Origin of the sequence: Allochromatium tepidum (assembly GCF_018409545.1) — a bacterium.
Lineage (GTDB): Bacteria > Pseudomonadota > Gammaproteobacteria > Chromatiales > Chromatiaceae > Thermochromatium > Thermochromatium tepidum_A.
Window position 1 is genome coordinate 2315780 of record NZ_AP024563.1, and the last position, 14535, is coordinate 2330314.

The window sequence follows — 14535 nt, forward strand, 5'->3', positions numbered from 1 at the left end:
CGGGTCGATCACCCCGGCGTACAGGCGGCCCGATACAGTCGATCGAGCAGATCCCAAGGAAGTTGCGCCGAATCGAACCGGCGTCGGCCCAGTTCGCGCACGGGCCAGACGCCGATGATCGAGTTGGTCAGAAAGAGTCCGCGCGCCTGATCGAGCGCGGCACGATCGAGGCGCGTGACCAGACAATCGATCCCCAGACGCGCCGCGAGTTCCAGCGTCAGACCGCGCACGGTACCGGCGATGCCGCCGCGATCGACCGGCGGCGTCATCAGGCAACGACCATCCCACAGGAAGACATTGGTCATGGTGCCGCTGACCAGTTCGCCGGTCGACTCGAACATGAGCCCCTCGGCGATGGCCGGATCGTTCCACTCGGCGCGCGCCAGGACCGCGTCCAGACGGTTGAGATGCTTGATACCGGCGAGCACCGGATTGATCGACACGGGTGTCTGACAGTAGCGCACGACCACGCCCTGACGCCGGTCGCGTCCCTGAGCGGACGGCAAGGGATAGGTCAGGAACAGACGCCGGGGCGAAGCCGGCACCGGCGGCGCATAGCCGCGTCCGCCCTCACCGCGTGACAGGATCAGCTTGAGGATGCCCTCGCGCTGTCCCCAGGTCACTTCGGCCGCCTCGGCGGCGAGCAGCGTGGTATCCGGCATGTCGATGCCGAGACGCTCCGCGCCCAGGATCAGCCGGTCCATGTGGCGCTGCCACTGACAGGGATAGCCGGCGGCGAGGCGGATGGTCTCGAACAGACCATCCCCGTAGTGCAGCGCCCGGTCGAGGACCGGGATCCGATCACCGGGCCGGCCATCGATCAGGATCCGAGACGGGGCGCCGATTCCTGGCGTCATAGCCATGCGTCCTGCCCGACCGCTACCCTGGTCCTGTCTCCGGACGGAGACCGGATCAGAGACGCCGGAAGATCAGCGTCCCGTTGGTTCCGCCGAAGCCGAACGAGTTGGAGAGCGCGACATCGATCGTCATTTGACGCGCGGTGTTGGGCACGCAATCCAGATCGCAGTCCGGGTCCGGCGTGTGATAGTTGATGGTCGGCGGCGCGACCTGATCACGGATGGCCAGGATGGTGAAGATGGCCTCCGCGCCGCCGGCCGCGCCCAGCATGTGCCCGGTCATGGACTTGGTCGAGCTGACCGCGAGCTTGTAGGCGTGATCGCCGAAGGCACGCTTGACGGCGCGCGTCTCGGCCACGTCGCCGGCGGGCGTCGAGGTGCCGTGCGCGTTGATGTACTGGACCTGCTCGGCGTTCAGCCCAGCGTCGTTCAGCGCGAGGTGCATGCACTCGGCTGCGCCCATGCCGTCCTCGGAGGGCGCGGTCATGTGATAGGCGTCGGAGTTCATGCCGACGCCGACCAGCTCGGCATAGATGGTCGCGCCGCGCGCCTTGGCGTGTTCGTACTCTTCGAGTACCACGACACCGGCGCCGTCGCTGAGCACGAAGCCGTCACGATCCTTGTCGAAGGGGCGACTGGCGGCCTCGGGGTCGTCGTTACGGGTCGAGAGGGCACGCGCGGCGGCGAAGCCACCGAGACCGACCGGCGAGGTCGCCATCTCGGCACCACCGGCCAGCATCACGTCGACATAGCCGTGACGGATCATGATCGCCGCCTCGCCGATGTTGTGCGTGCCGGTCGCGCAGGCCGAGACGATCGAATAATTGGGGCCCTTGAGGCCGAACTTGATCGAGAGATTGCCGGCCACCATGTTGACGATGTTGGCGGGCACGAAGAAGGGCGAGATACGACGCGGCCCCTTCTCGCGATAGACCTCGTAGTTGTTCTCGATGCCGGTGATGCCGCCGATACCGGAACCGATGGCCACGCCGATGCGCCGACAGTTGGACTCGTTGATCTCCAGTCCGGAATCGGCGATGGCCTGACAGCCGGCCGCCAAGCCGTAATGGATGAACTTGTCCATCTTCTTGGCGTCTTTTTCCGAGACATAGGGACTCGGATCGAAGCCATAGATCGGACCGCCGAAGCGGGTACTGAACGGGGCGATATCGAAATGGGTGATCGGTTTGATGCCGCTCTTTCCGGCGAGGATGTTGTCCCACGCGGACTTGACGTCCAGACCAACCGGTGCCACGAGGCCCAATCCGGTGACTACTACCCTTCTGCCTGCCATCACTTACCTCTATCGTCGTTCAGAACGCCACGTTCGACGAGCCCATGCCGCGCCCTCGTGTCAAGGCCGAAGCCTGGCGCCTGGCGTGAAATCTATCCGCTCGGCCCGATCTCAGGCCTGGTGCGCGTTGATGTAGTCGATGGCCTGTTGGACCGTGGTGATCTTCTCGGCGTCTTCGTCCGGAATCTCGGTCTCGAACTCCTCCTCGAGGGCCATGACCAGTTCCACGGTGTCGAGCGAGTCCGCTCCCAGATCGTCGACGAAGGACGCCTCTGGGGTGACTTCTTCTTCCTTCACGCCCAACTGGTCCACCACTATTTTGCGAACTCGGTCTTCAACGCTGCTCATAAGTTTCTCCGCGAGAAACCCCGTCCTTCAGGGCGGGGAGGGATAGCGGCTGCGACCTCGCAGCCATCGAAATTGGTGCGGGCTTTCCACCTGCCGGGCCGTGAGGCTCTGCCCGTAAGGGCCTGGTGACGGTGCGGCGTCTCACGACGCGACACGCTCCCCTCGCCAATGTGTGCAACCGGCTCCCGCCTCGCGGCGGCGATCGGAACCTTCGGCGTTTTACCTTGCGCCTGCATGATCCCGACCTTCCAGGGTCCGGGACTGAGGAAGCATCCCGGAGTGGGTCTTAGCGACCTGTTGCGCACGTAGCCCCTTTCGACCGTCCTGGTCAGGCGGGTTGAGGCTGGTCAACCCAGCTTGTTCTCACAAGCTCCGGCCTTCAGGCCGGGGTAGTTGACAGGATTGATTCCTCTCGAATGACAAAAATCGGCCCCACTGGGCCACGGCGTATTCTAGTGATAAACCAGATGCGATGAAAGCCGAGATCTTCATCGATTCTCGGCATTCAACGTCTTGTTTTGCAACGAATAACAGAAAAACGCCGATAAAACCTCACGCCATGTGCATGCCGCCGTTGACATGCAGGGTCTCGCCGGTGATGTAAGCGCCGCCCGGCGAGGCCAGGAAGACCACGGCGCCGGCGATCTCTTCCGGCCGGCCGAGCCGCCCGAGCGGGATGGCGCCGAGCAGGGTCTGGCGGTGCGCTTCGGGCAGTTCCTTGGTCATGTCGGTGTCGATGAAACCGGGCGCGACACAGTTGACCGTGATCCCGCGCGAGCCGACCTCACGCGCCAGCGACTTGGTGAAGCCCATCATGCCGGCCTTGGCGGCGGCATAGTTGGTCTGACCGGCGTTGCCCATGGACCCGACGACCGAGGCGATGTTGATGATGCGGCCCTTGCGCGCCTTGGTCATGGCACGCAGACAGCCCTTGGAGAGCCGGTAGAGCGAGGTCAGGTTGGTGTCGATGACCGCGTCCCACTCCTCGTCCTTCATGCGCATCAGCAGGTTGTCGCGGGTGATGCCGGCGTTGTTGACCAGGATGCTCGGTGCGCCGAGACGCTCGGTGATCTGAGCGAGAGCCGCCTCGACGGAAGCCGAGTCCGAGACGTTCAGCACCAGTCCCATGCCCTGATAGCCGGCATCGGTCAGCGCCTGTTCGATGGCCTGAGCACCGGATTCGGTGGTCGCGGTGCCGACGACAGCCGCACCCTGTTCGGCCAGCGCCATGGCGATGGCGCGTCCGATTCCACGCGAAGCGCCGGTGACCAGCGCGATTTCACCCTTAAGCATTCGAGGTTGCCTCCAGTGCCGCCTCCAGCGTCTTCGGATCGAAGACCGGCAGCGTCGTCAGATTGTCAGCGATGCGTTTGTTCAACCCGGTCAGCACCTTGCCCGGACCGCATTCGAGTGCGGTCGTCACGCCCTGCGCAGCCACCGAGGCGACCGTCTCGACCCAGCGCACCGGGCTGTAGAGCTGCTCGACCAGCAGGCGGCGCAGCGACTCGACGTCCTCGGCCGGAGCGACGTTGACGTTATGAATCACAGGCACGCCCGGCACGGCCAGCGCCACATCGGCCAGCCGCTCGGCCAGCCGGTCAGCCGCCGGGCGCATCAGAGCGCAGTGCGAGGGCACGCTCACCGGTAGCGGTAGCGCACGCTTGGCCCCAGCCGCCTTGGCCGCATCGATGGCACGCGCGACGGCGGCCGCCGAACCGGCGATCACGACCTGACCGGGCGAGTTGAAATTGACGGCGGACAGCACTTCACCCTGGGCCTGTTCGGCACAGAGGGCCACGACCTGCGCATCCTCCAGTCCGAGCACGGCGGCCATGGCGCCCTCACCCGCCGGCACGGCCTCCTGCATGAAGCGCGCACGATCGGCGGCGAGCCGGATACCGTCGGCAAAGCCCAGCGCACCCGCCGCGACCAGTGCCGCGTACTCGCCGAGACTGTGCCCGGCCATCATGGTCGCCGGACGCCCGCCCGACTGCTGCCAGACGCGCCACACGGCGACACCGGCGGCGAGCATCGCCGGCTGAGTGTTCTCGGTGCGATCCAGATCCTCCTTCGGACCCTGACCGACCAGCGACCAGAGATCGCGCCCGAGCGCGTCCGAGGCTTCCTCGAAGGTGTGCTTGACACTCGGATGGGACTCGGCGAGCGCGTCGAGCATGCCGACCGCTTGCGAACCCTGACCGGGAAAGAAGACAGCGAGTTGTTGCGTCATGGGCCTTGCAGAATCGTTCAGTGGTCGATGGTCACGAGCCGCGCGTCTGCGCTCGGCTCAAGGTGGAATCAATAGCGAACGAGCACCGAGCCCCAAGTGAACCCGCCGCCGAAGGCTTCCATCAGCAGCGTCTCGCCGCGCCGGATGCGCCCATCGCGCACCGCCTGATCGAAGGCCAGCGGAATCGAGGCCGATGACGTATTGCCATGCTCGGCGACGGTCACGATCACGCGCTCCATCGGTAGGTCGAGCTTGCGCGCCGTGGCCTGGATGATGCGGATGTTGGCCTGATGCGGGATCAGCCAGTCGATGTCGTCCTTGGTCATCCCGTTGGCTTCCAGGGTCTCGTCGACGATGCGCCCGAGCGTGGTGACGGCGAACCGGAACACCTCGTTGCCGCGCATCTCCAGCGCCGCCAGATCGGGCCGACCGTTGCCGTGACCGCCCGGAACCTGGAGCAGATCCTTGTAGGCACCATCGGCGTGGATATGGGTCGAGATGATGCCCGGCTCGTCGGCCGCGCCCAGCACCACGGCGCCCGCGCCATCGCCGAACAGCACGCAGGTGGTGCGATCGTTCCAGTCGAGGAGTCGCGAGATGGTCTCGGCGCCGACGACCAGCACATGCCGGGCCGCGCCGGTACGGATGTATTTGTCGGCCACGTCCATCGCATAGACGAAGCCGGCGCAGACCGCCTGGAGATCGAAGGCCGGACAACCATGCACGTCCAGCCGCTGCTGGAGCAGACAGGCGGTGCTCGGAAAGAATTGATCGGGCGTGGTGGTCGCGACCAGGATCAGATCCAGATCGGCCGGATCGAGACCGGCGGCCTCCAGCGCCCGGCGTGAGGCGATCTCGGCCAGATCGCAGCAACTCTCGCCCTCGGACGCCAGATGACGCTTCTCGATGCCGGTGCGTTCACGAATCCAGCTATCCGTGGTATCGACGATCGCTTCCAGATCGGCGTTGGTCATGACCCGGCTGGGCAGATAGCCCCCGGTCCCGAGGATGCGGGAGAACTTCATCAGGCCGATTCCCTGTACTGTTCAGTGTCGAGATGACGCCCGACTTGATCGCCGATGCGTTGCGGGATGTTGGCGTGGATCTCCTTCTCGGCGATATAGATCGCGTTCTCGAAGGCGATCTCGTCGGCCCCGCCGTGACTCTTGACCACGATGCCGCGCAGACCCAGCAGACTCGCTCCGTTGTAGCGGCGCGGGTCCATGTCGCGGCGGAACTTCTTGAGGATCGGCAATGCAATCAGACCGGCCAGACGGGTCAGCAGGTTGCGCTTGAACTGCGCCGACAGCGACTGACCGATGAACTTGGCCACGCCCTCGCTGCTCTTGAGCGCGACGTTGCCGACGAAGCCGTCGCTGACCACGACGTCGAGATCGTCGAGATAGATGCCGTTGCCCTCGACATAGCCGACATAGTTGAGGTTACTGCGTGCCAGCCATTCGTGGGCCTGCTTGACCTGCTCGTTGCCCTTGATCTCTTCCTGCCCGATGTTGAGCAGCGCGACCTTGGGACGTTCGATGCCGTCGACGGCCGAGACCAGCTCGCTGCCCATGACGGCGAACTGGAACAGATGCTCGGCGGTGCAGTCGACGTTGGCGCCGAGATCGAGCATGTGAGTATGCCCGTGGAGCGAGGGCACGGCGGTGCAGATGGCCGGCCGGTCGATGTGCGGCAGGGTCTTGAGCACGAAACGCGCCGTGGCCATGAGGGCGCCGGTGTTGCCGGCACTGACACAGGCTTGAGCCTCGCCGTCCTTGACCAGATCGATGGCCACCCGCATCGAGGAATCTTTCTTGCCGCGCAGCGCCTTGGACGGCGACTCGTCCATCCCGACTTCCTGAGTCGTATGACGGATGCGCAGCCGGTCGCGTGAAGCGTCGCCGAGCAGCGAGATGATGCGCGCCTCATCGCCGACCAGGATCAGATCGACGTGCGGATTGTCGGCCAGATAGCGCAGGGCCGCCGGAACCACGACCTGGGGGCCGTGATCCCCGCCCATGGCGTCCAGGGCGATCGTGCAACGGGGTTTCGCGGCGCCGGAGCGCTCGTCCCTGGATTGCACGACGCTGAAGCGGCCCGGCGCCGACATCACTCGGCCCGATCCAGAACCTTGCGGCCGCGATAGAACCCGTCGGCCGTGATGTGATGACGGCGATGGGTCTCGCCGCTGGTCGGATCGACCGACAGGGTCGGCTTGGTCAGGGCATCGTGCGAACGGCGCATGCCGCGCTTGGAAGGGGTCTTGCGATTCTGTTGGACGGCCATTGGTACTCTCCAGTGTGGGAGGTGCGCGGAACCCGGCCGCCTCCCGGTCGTGTGTCAAAAATCTATTGTTGCTTCAGGCGTTCGAGGACGGCGAATGGGTTGGGCGCTCGCTCCGGCTCCTCGGCGGACGGGCGATCCGGTTCGGACACCGGGCTCCCGTCGCCGCTCGCCGGCTCGGGTGCCCGGCACTCGCCGACCGGATGCCGGGGAAACGGCGGGATTGCGAGCAGGAGCTCGTCTTCGATGAGCTCGAACGGATCGAGACTGTCGTCCGTCACCACCAGCGTCTCATAACCGTTATCGTTCTCGGACGCCCTGGTGTTCGGTTCGACCCGCACCAGACGCAGCGCCAGAGGCGCGTCCAGATCGAGCCAAAAGTCGCTCAGACAGCGCTGACAGAGCAGGCGCAACCGCACCCGCGCCCAGCCTTCGAGGACCGGCCCCCGCTGTGCGTCGCGTCCGAAGTCGAGTCGATACGTGACCGGCGCCGGTGTCTCGCCCTCGTCGAAACTCCCGACCTCCAGCAGTCTGGGAAAGCGCGTCAAGGTCAACTCACCCGCGAACGACAGGCCGTTCTTGGCGGCGCGCCAGGGGTCGATATGATCAGGCAGGACGGTCGACATAAGCGTGCAAGCCTAACCGATGGCCAAGACCCGCGTCAATCGACGACGACAGTTGAAATCGGGACGCCCACAAAAAAACTCCCCCGGCCTCTCGGCGGACCTCAGTCGACCGAGAAGCCGGGGGTATGTGAGTGGATGAACGCGCTCTGTCACGGTGCCGGCCTGGAGATCCAGTTTCGGACGGCGGGCGCCGTGGGGCGCGATTTCGTGTGTCGGGCCTGCGGTCGGGCGGACCCGGCCGAGGCAGCTCCTCGTCTTCTTCTCTTTGTCCGCGAGCCTGGCGATCGATGATCGGTAATTTCAATCGCCTGCATTGAGAAATTAGAATAGACGAGGCGCCCGGAAGGAGCTATCCGTAGGATCACTCAGTTGACGGCGAACACTCCGTGGTCAGGCGCCGTTCGTAGTCGAGCGCGCGGCACTGGCCTGACAGACGGCCGACATCCGGCACAGTTCGGCCAGGTTGGCGGCGCCCATCTTCTCCATCATGCGCGCGCGGTGGTTCTCGACGGTGCGCGGGCTGATGCCGAGCTGACGCGCGATGTCCTTGTTGGTCAGGCCGCGCGTGGTCAGGGTCAGAACCTCGTGCTCGCGCGGGGTCAACTGCCGGAAACGTTCGAGGATGTCGTGTTCGGTCGCGGCCTCCTCGCGCCGGCGGCGGTCCTCGGCGAAGGCATCCTCGATGCGCTGCAACAAACGCTCAGTGCTGGCCGGCTTTTCGAGGAAATCGATCGCGCCGCCCTGGATGGCGCGCACCGTGGTCGGTACGTCGCCGAAGGCCGAGAGAAAGATGATCGGCAGCAGGGCACCGCGTTCCAGCAGCTCGCTTTGCAGATCCAGCCCGGTCATGTCCGGCATGCGCTGGTCGAGCACCAGACAGCCGCGCGCATCGGGCGCGAAGTCGGCGAGAAAGGCGGCGGGCGTGGGGAAACTGCGTACCGGGTAACCGGCCAGTTCCAGGATCAGCGTCAGCGAGTCGCGCATTCCCTGATCGTCGTCCACCAGAAAGACGGTTTGGGCTTCAGTCATGGTCCAAAGCCCGGTCCAGAGCAACAGCACACATCCGTCAGAACTCTCCAAAACCGCTTTTAGGTAGAACTACGTATAGCATGTTGGTTTCGTTTGTAAAACGACCGCCGATCGGTTCGCGTCGGCTGACACAGATGCGGGCGACCCGAAAAATGGCCGTATTCGTACTCGACAAACAGAAACGTCCGCTGATGCCGTGCACGGAGAAACGCGCGCGACTGTTACTGGAGCGCGGACGCGCCGTGGTGGTGCGTCCGGCCCCGTTCACCATTCGCCTGAAGGATCGGCTCGGCGGAGCGGTTCAACCGCTGCGCCTGAAGCTGGATCCGGGCAGTCGCGTGACCGGGCCGGCCCTGGTGCGCGAATCCGAGACCTGTGATCCGGACACAGGTGCCGTTGAGCGACTCGAACATGGGCTGTGGTTTGGGGAACTGGCGCATCGCGGCCACCAGATCCGGGACGCCCTGACGCTTCGGCGTCAGTACCGGCGCGCCCGGCGCGCTCGCAAGACCCGCTACCGGGCGCCGCGCTTCCTGAACCGCACTCGCCGTGAGGGCCGGCTGCCGCCGTCGTTACAGCATCGGCTCGACACCACCGTCAACTGGGTACGGCGCCTGTGCCGGATCGCCCCGATCAGCGCCCTCAGTCAAGAACTGGTGCGGTTCGACACTCAGGCCATGCAGAACCCGGAGATCCGCGGGGTCGAATACCAACAGGGCGAATTGGCCGGTTACGAAGTGCGTGAATACCTGCTGGAGAAATGGAACCGCACCTGTGCCTATTGCGGCGCGACGCACGTGCCGCTGGAGATCGAGCACATCATACCCAAGAGCCGGGGCGGCTCGGATCGAATCTCGAACCTGACGCTTGCCTGCCGCGCCTGCAATCAGCGCAAGGGGAACCGGTCCATCGAGGACTTTCTGCAACGCCAACCGGCGCTCCTGCACCGGATACGGACCCAAGCCAAAGCCCCGCTCAGGGATGCCGCCGCCGTCAATGCCACGCGCTGGGCGCTGTTCGCGGCGCTCAAAGCTACGGGTCTGGCGGTCGAAACCGGCTCGGGCGGACGCACCAAGTTCAATCGCACGCGCCTGGACATCCCCAAGACCCATGCCCTCGATGCCGCCTGTGTCGGCGCCGTCGATCAGCTACGGGACTGGAACCGCCCGGTCCTGGCCATCCGCGCCACCGGACGCGGGGCCTACAGCCGCACCCACACATCCGGCAACGGCTTCCCGCGCGGCTATCTCACCCGTGAAAAGCGCGTCCACGGCTTCCAGACCGGCGATTGGGTGCGCGCCGAGGTGCCCAAAGGCAAGAAGGCCGGCGTGCATGTCGGGCGTGTGGCGGTGCGCCGAACCGGATCGTTCAACATCCAAACCCAGGGCGGAACCGTCCAGGGGATCTCCTACCGCCATTGCCGTCTCCTTCAGCGTGCCGACGGCTATGGTTATTCATTTCAACCCAAACCACAGACGGAGGAAGCGAGACGGGCGGCTTGACGGCGCTACGCGCCGCGCGCTATCCCTCCCCGCCCTGAAGGACGGGGTTTCTCGCGCAATGCTGATGAATCGGGAGACGCGCGCCTTCATCGCCATCGGCTCGAACATCGAGCCGGAGCGTCACATCGCGCTGGGTCTGGAGGCGCTGAATGGGATCGAGTCGACCCGGCTCGGGGCGGTTTCGTCCTGGTATCGCACTCATCCCTGGGGGCTGGAAGCGCAGGCGGAGTTCATCAATCTGGTGGTCGAGGTTCGGACACGGCTGACGCCCTCAGTGCTACTGGACGCGACCCAGAGGATCGAGACGCGGCTCGGGCGGGTGCGCGCTCAGGTCAATGGGCCGCGCACGCTGGATCTCGACATCCTGCTGTATGGCGAACGGATCGAGGACACAGCGGAGCTACGGCTGCCGCATCCGGGGTTGCTGCTACGTGATTTTATGCTGATTCCCCTGGTGGAGATCGCGCCCGAGATCGTGCATCCCGAGCGCGGACGTCCGATCGCCGGGCTGACCGACGAGATCCTTTACCGGCAAATCATCGAGCGGATTCCGGATCGCGATCAGGTTCGCGGATAGAGGTCGGGAATCGGCGATTCGCGATCCGAGGTGCTCGAACGAGTCGCGCCGAGATACGGTTCCAGACGCTTCCAGGCCGTCTCGCCGTCCCAGGTCTCGCTGGGTGGAGCATAGATGGCGCGGTCGATGGTGCGCAGGATGGTGTGAACCTCGGGGTCGTCGAAGCCGGTGGCGACGGCCTCCAGTCCGGTCGGGTTTCGATCCGGCCAACGGGCGTGTGCCCAGTCGATGATGGCAGCACGGGCGGCGCGTGGATCTCGGGCGAGACAGGCGGCGCGGAAGGCGCGGCGTGCCGGGTCGAGTCCGGGAGGTGTCGGCGGCGGTGCGGATGGAGCGCCCCGGATGCCGGCATCGGTTGGTCGGCCGGCGGCTGTCCGGGCACGGCGCTCGCGCTGCCAGAGATAGAGCGTCGCTCCCCAGCCGCCGACAAGCAGGACGATCAGCGCCGGCCAAAGCCAGAATCCCCGACCTCGGTCGAACTCGGACGTCGGGCTTGGTTTGGACTCGGGCATTGAGTCCGATTCCGGCTGGGTCGCTTGAGTCGGTGCTGCGGCACCAGCCATCGGCTCGCTCGCGCCGGATGTACTGTCAGGCGCGGGCGCGACCTCGACGGTTCGCGCCGGTATCACGGCGACCCGCGCCCGATCCGTGCGTGTATCCCACCAGTCGAGCCGGATCTCGGGGAGGGTCAGGGTGCCGGGGCGTGTCGGGACGAGCGCGAACTTGAGTGTCTTGATCGCAGCCGGCGATGGGCCATTGGTCAGATCCTCACCGCGCGGCTGGTCGGGATAGACCTGGACGCCGTCGAGCGCGCCCAGGGCGAGATCCGGCAGTTGCGCCGCCGCCGTCCCCTCGGCGGTGATGGTGAGGGTACGGGTGATCGGCTCGCCGACCTGGAAGACCGGCGGACTGGGTGTCCACTCGTCGGTGAGCTGGAGCGAGGTGGCGGGCAGCCAGTTCGTGCCTGCGTGTGACGGCGGTTGGGGGCGGACCTGGAGTTCTATGTCGCGCGCGCGCTCGACCACGCGCCGCCCCGGATGGGTGACGCCCGGCATCGTCGGGAAGCCTTGGAAGAGCCGTCCACCGAAGGCTTGATCCAGCTCGGCGAAGGGATCCTGACGTGCGCCCTGGCGCGGATCCTCCAGCATGGCTTCCAGACGCGGCGACTGGACGGTGATCGGTCCGCTGCGCTGGGGTGTCAGTCGGTAGCGTCGTTCGATAACGCGATAGACCTGGCCATCGCGCGTCTCGTCATAGGCGCGGTCCTCGCCCAGACGCTGCACGGTCGAACCCTCGACCTCGGGTTCTGAGAGGACGGCGCGCTGCGGCGGCTGACGATAATAGACCTTGATCCGGTATTCGATGGGTTGCAGGACATAGGGCGTAGTGGTCTCGACCTCGGACTCGACGAAGAGCACCCTGGGGCCGGACTGATCCGTCTGACCGGATCGGGCCGTGGCTCTGCCCGGCTCGATGACCTCGATGCTCAGCGGTCGGCTAGTGTCGCTGCCGGCCTGGATGGCGGGGATGGTCAGACGGCCCGCGCGCCTGGGTGCCAGTTGCAGGCTCCACTGGCGGCTGTGCGAGATGCGTCCGTTGATGATGCTGGTCATCTGGCTCTGACCCCGTCGCAGGATGTCGAAGTCCGGCTCCAGGGGCGTGAAATCCGGCTCGGCGTCCAGGTCGCCCTCGGCGACGAGCCGCAGTTCCAGCACCTCGCCCAGTTCCAGGCGCTGACGGTCCACCTGAACGCTCAAATCAGCCGCCTGGGCCGATGCCGACAGCGTCAGCCACAGGAGTACAAGCAGGATCGCGCGTCCGTATCGTTGTGCCATCACGGTAATTGGCCCTCGCGACGCAGATGTTGCAGGAGAAAACGCTGACGCAGCAGTCCGGCCGGGTCGTCCGGTACCTGACGCAATCGGGCTTCCATGGCCTGTTCGCGCTCGCGTTCTTCAGGCGAGCGGTCGTCCAGAGCTTCCGGTACTGAGCTTGAGGTATCCGGCGACGCATCCGCCTCCGCTTCGGTCGGCTCGGCACTCACCGGCCGGCTCGAATCCGAATCCGAATCCGCCGGCCGATCATCGACCGCGATGTCTTCCGGTGACGGTTCAGCGGCTTCCGATTTCCTTCCTGGCTGTTTGACCTGCTCCTGATCTGGACTGGAATCGGCACCGGCGTCAGGTTCGGACGCTCGATCCGGATTCGCCGCCTGAGGTTCATTGGATTCCGTCTCACCGGATTCGTCCGCCTCGGACTTCGAGGCGTCGGCTTGCTGAGTGCCGGATTCGGACGCTTCCGGTGGCGAGGTATCGGTTGAGTCGGAGTCGGACTCCGATTCCGAAGACTCGGATGTCGATGAGGAATCCTGGCCATCTCCGGATCGTTCATCCTGAGACTGGCCGTTCTGCGTCTGGTCGTTCCGGGGGGGCGACTGGTCGAGAAGCCGGCGCACCAGTTCCAGGTTGTGACGCGCGTCGGCATGGTCAGGGTCTTGTTCGAGCACGCGCTCATAGGCCGCCGCCGCCTCTTGCAGCCGACCCAGACGCGCGAGCGCATTGCCGCGATTGTACTCAGGCGTGGCTCCAGTGAGTCCGGCGAGCGCTTCGAGTGCCTGCTCGAACTTACCTGCACGATAGCTCGCCGCCGCGCGCCAGGCGGGATCGCTGAAGTGCTCGGCGGCTGAGTCCGGACGCCCTGCGGCCAGTTCACGCGCGCCCTGTTGATCGGCACTCCACCAAAGATCGGCCCAGTCGAACGCCAGCGCCCGATCGGGCGGCACCAGCAGCACCGCCGCCAGTGCCGGAACCAGCCAGCCGCGCCGGAAGGCCAGTGCCGCCAACGGCAGCAACAGCAGGATCAGCCAGGGGCCTTCCTCGCGCCAGCGGTCCGCCGTCAAGGATGACGCCTCGATCGTGGTTTCGGGTCGGGGTGCGGCCGCGATCAGGGCCTGAGTATCGGCCTCACCCACGCCGGCCTCCAGATAAAGTCCGTTGCCGGCCCGCGCCAGCTCGCGCAGTCGGTCGCGCTCCAGACGGGCGATCCGGAGCGCGCCGGCGTCATCCTGCTCGAAGCCGCCGCCCGGACGCGGCACGGGCGCGCCCTCCAGGGTACCGACCGCCAGCACCGAGAGCCGATGTCCGGCATCGGCCAGACGACGCGCCGACTCCAGTGATCCGGCCGGATTTCCGACGCCATCCGTGATCAGAATCACATGTCCCGCACCGCCGCCCGCGCGCTCCAGCATCCCGGCGGCCATCTCCAGCGCGCGATCGGTACGGCGCGCGCCGGGCACGGGGATGAGATCGGTCGCGAGCATCGGCACCTGGGCGGCGATGGTGTTGGCATCGGCACTCAGCGGCGAGACCAGGAAGGGTTCGGGACCGAAGGCGATCAGGCCGACCTGTCCCTCGTGCATGGCCTTGAGCAGATCCAGGGTCTCGAATCGGGCGCGTGTCAGCCGCGAGGGCGAGACATCGGCGGCGTCCAGGCTCGGCGAGAGGTCGAGCAGGATCACCGAGCGTGCGTCCAGGCTGAAGACCGGCTGCGGGAGCTGACGCCAGACCGGCCCGGCGAGCGCGATCACCAGGATCAGCCAGCCCGCACCGAGCAGGACGAGCGGCCAGCGGCGCGCGTGCTCGGTTCCGCCGACCAGCAGATGCGGCAGCAGGTGCGGATCGACGAGTGCCGACCAGCTATCGGCATCCGTCCGACGGCGCCGGAGCCGCCACAGCAGCCAGACGAGCGGGATCAGGGCCAGGAACCAGTGTGGACGCAGAAACAGCATGA

14 protein-coding genes are annotated in these 14535 nt (G+C 66.0%); 2 read left to right on the forward strand and 12 right to left on the reverse strand.

Annotated elements, in window-relative coordinates; all coding sequences use genetic code 11:
• Nucleotides 1-8: 8 nt before the first annotated feature.
• From pabC to Atep_RS11175, 10 genes are all read right to left on the reverse strand, one after another.
• On the reverse strand, nt 9-857 hold the full coding sequence (pabC, locus tag Atep_RS11130; RefSeq protein WP_236786154.1) for an aminodeoxychorismate lyase: 849 nt from the start codon (nt 855-857) through the stop codon (nt 9-11).
• A 55-nt stretch (nt 858-912) separates the two neighbouring features.
• On the reverse strand, nt 913-2151 hold the full coding sequence (gene fabF, locus Atep_RS11135; protein ID WP_213378589.1) for a beta-ketoacyl-ACP synthase II: 1239 nt from the start codon (nt 2149-2151) through the stop codon (nt 913-915).
• A gap of 111 nt (nt 2152-2262) precedes the next feature.
• On the reverse strand, nt 2263-2499 hold the full coding sequence (gene acpP / locus Atep_RS11140) for an acyl carrier protein (RefSeq protein WP_176975865.1): 237 nt from the start codon (nt 2497-2499) through the stop codon (nt 2263-2265).
• A gap of 552 nt (nt 2500-3051) precedes the next feature.
• Entirely contained in the window at nt 3052-3792 is a 741-nt protein-coding gene (gene fabG, locus Atep_RS11145; RefSeq protein ID WP_213378590.1) for a 3-oxoacyl-ACP reductase FabG, read from the reverse strand.
• Entirely contained in the window at nt 3785-4729 is a 945-nt protein-coding gene (fabD, locus tag Atep_RS11150; RefSeq protein ID WP_213378591.1) for an ACP S-malonyltransferase, read from the reverse strand. The genes fabG and fabD overlap by 8 nt, the downstream gene beginning before the upstream one ends.
• A gap of 68 nt (nt 4730-4797) precedes the next feature.
• Nucleotides 4798-5754, reverse strand: coding sequence for a beta-ketoacyl-ACP synthase III (locus Atep_RS11155; protein ID WP_213378592.1), 957 nt, complete (start codon nt 5752-5754; stop codon nt 4798-4800).
• Nucleotides 5754-6839 (reverse strand): phosphate acyltransferase PlsX, encoded by a 1086-nt coding sequence (gene plsX, locus Atep_RS11160; RefSeq protein WP_272876285.1) that lies wholly within the window; start codon nt 6837-6839, stop codon nt 5754-5756. Before plsX ends, Atep_RS11155 begins: the two co-directional genes overlap by 1 nt.
• Entirely contained in the window at nt 6839-7015 is a 177-nt protein-coding gene (gene rpmF / locus Atep_RS11165) for a 50S ribosomal protein L32 (RefSeq protein ID WP_155450439.1), read from the reverse strand. The genes plsX and rpmF overlap by 1 nt, the downstream gene beginning before the upstream one ends.
• A 62-nt stretch (nt 7016-7077) precedes the next feature.
• Nucleotides 7078-7638, reverse strand: a complete 561-nt coding sequence (locus tag Atep_RS11170; RefSeq protein WP_213378593.1) for a YceD family protein — start codon at nt 7636-7638, stop codon at nt 7078-7080.
• A 390-nt stretch (nt 7639-8028) separates the two neighbouring features.
• Nucleotides 8029-8667, reverse strand: coding sequence for a response regulator transcription factor (locus Atep_RS11175; RefSeq protein WP_213378594.1), 639 nt, complete (start codon nt 8665-8667; stop codon nt 8029-8031).
• 152 nt (nt 8668-8819) lie between these two features.
• On the opposite strand from Atep_RS11175, the gene iscB reads away from it, so the two are divergent.
• Complete coding sequence (gene iscB / locus Atep_RS11180) at nt 8820-10169, forward strand: RNA-guided endonuclease IscB (protein ID WP_213378595.1); 1350 nt, start codon at nt 8820-8822, stop codon at nt 10167-10169.
• Nucleotides 10170-10233: 64 nt separating this feature from the next.
• Nucleotides 10234-10746, forward strand: coding sequence for a 2-amino-4-hydroxy-6-hydroxymethyldihydropteridine diphosphokinase (gene folK / locus Atep_RS11185; protein WP_213378596.1), 513 nt, complete (start codon nt 10234-10236; stop codon nt 10744-10746).
• On the opposite strand, the gene Atep_RS11190 is transcribed toward folK, so the two are convergent.
• Together Atep_RS11190 and Atep_RS11195 are read right to left on the reverse strand one after the other, a co-directional pair.
• A complete protein-coding gene (locus tag Atep_RS11190; protein ID WP_213378597.1) occupies nt 10731-12581 on the reverse strand; it encodes a BatD family protein in 1851 nt (616 codons plus the stop codon). The two genes, folK and Atep_RS11190, sit on opposite strands and share 16 nt — an antisense overlap.
• A complete protein-coding gene (locus Atep_RS11195; protein WP_213378598.1) occupies nt 12581-14533 on the reverse strand; it encodes a VWA domain-containing protein in 1953 nt (650 codons plus the stop codon). The genes Atep_RS11190 and Atep_RS11195 overlap by 1 nt, the downstream gene beginning before the upstream one ends.
• Nucleotides 14534-14535: the final 2 nt, after the last annotated feature.

Bases quoted from the DNA above. Each gene is read 5' to 3' on its own strand.
- pabC (WP_236786154.1), bottom strand. From the start codon at position 857: ATGACGCCAGGAATCGGCGCCCCGTCTCGGATCCTGATCGATGGCCGG.
- fabF (WP_213378589.1), bottom strand. From the start codon at position 2,151: ATGGCAGGCAGAAGGGTAGTAGTCACCGGATTGGGCCTCGTGGCACCG.
- acpP (WP_176975865.1), bottom strand. From the start codon at position 2,499: ATGAGCAGCGTTGAAGACCGAGTTCGCAAAATAGTGGTGGACCAGTTG.
- fabG (WP_213378590.1), bottom strand. From the start codon at position 3,792: ATGCTTAAGGGTGAAATCGCGCTGGTCACCGGCGCTTCGCGTGGAATC.
- fabD (WP_213378591.1), bottom strand. From the start codon at position 4,729: ATGACGCAACAACTCGCTGTCTTCTTTCCCGGTCAGGGTTCGCAAGCG.
- Atep_RS11155 (WP_213378592.1), bottom strand. From the start codon at position 5,754: ATGAAGTTCTCCCGCATCCTCGGGACCGGGGGCTATCTGCCCAGCCGG.
- plsX (WP_272876285.1), bottom strand. From the start codon at position 6,839: ATGTCGGCGCCGGGCCGCTTCAGCGTCGTGCAATCCAGGGACGAGCGC.
- rpmF (WP_155450439.1), bottom strand. From the start codon at position 7,015: ATGGCCGTCCAACAGAATCGCAAGACCCCTTCCAAGCGCGGCATGCGC.
- Atep_RS11170 (WP_213378593.1), bottom strand. From the start codon at position 7,638: ATGTCGACCGTCCTGCCTGATCATATCGACCCCTGGCGCGCCGCCAAG.
- Atep_RS11175 (WP_213378594.1), bottom strand. From the start codon at position 8,667: ATGACTGAAGCCCAAACCGTCTTTCTGGTGGACGACGATCAGGGAATG.
- iscB (WP_213378595.1), top strand. From the start codon at position 8,820: ATGGCCGTATTCGTACTCGACAAACAGAAACGTCCGCTGATGCCGTGC.
- folK (WP_213378596.1), top strand. From the start codon at position 10,234: ATGAATCGGGAGACGCGCGCCTTCATCGCCATCGGCTCGAACATCGAG.
- Atep_RS11190 (WP_213378597.1), bottom strand. From the start codon at position 12,581: ATGGCACAACGATACGGACGCGCGATCCTGCTTGTACTCCTGTGGCTG.
- Atep_RS11195 (WP_213378598.1), bottom strand. From the start codon at position 14,533: ATGCTGTTTCTGCGTCCACACTGGTTCCTGGCCCTGATCCCGCTCGTC.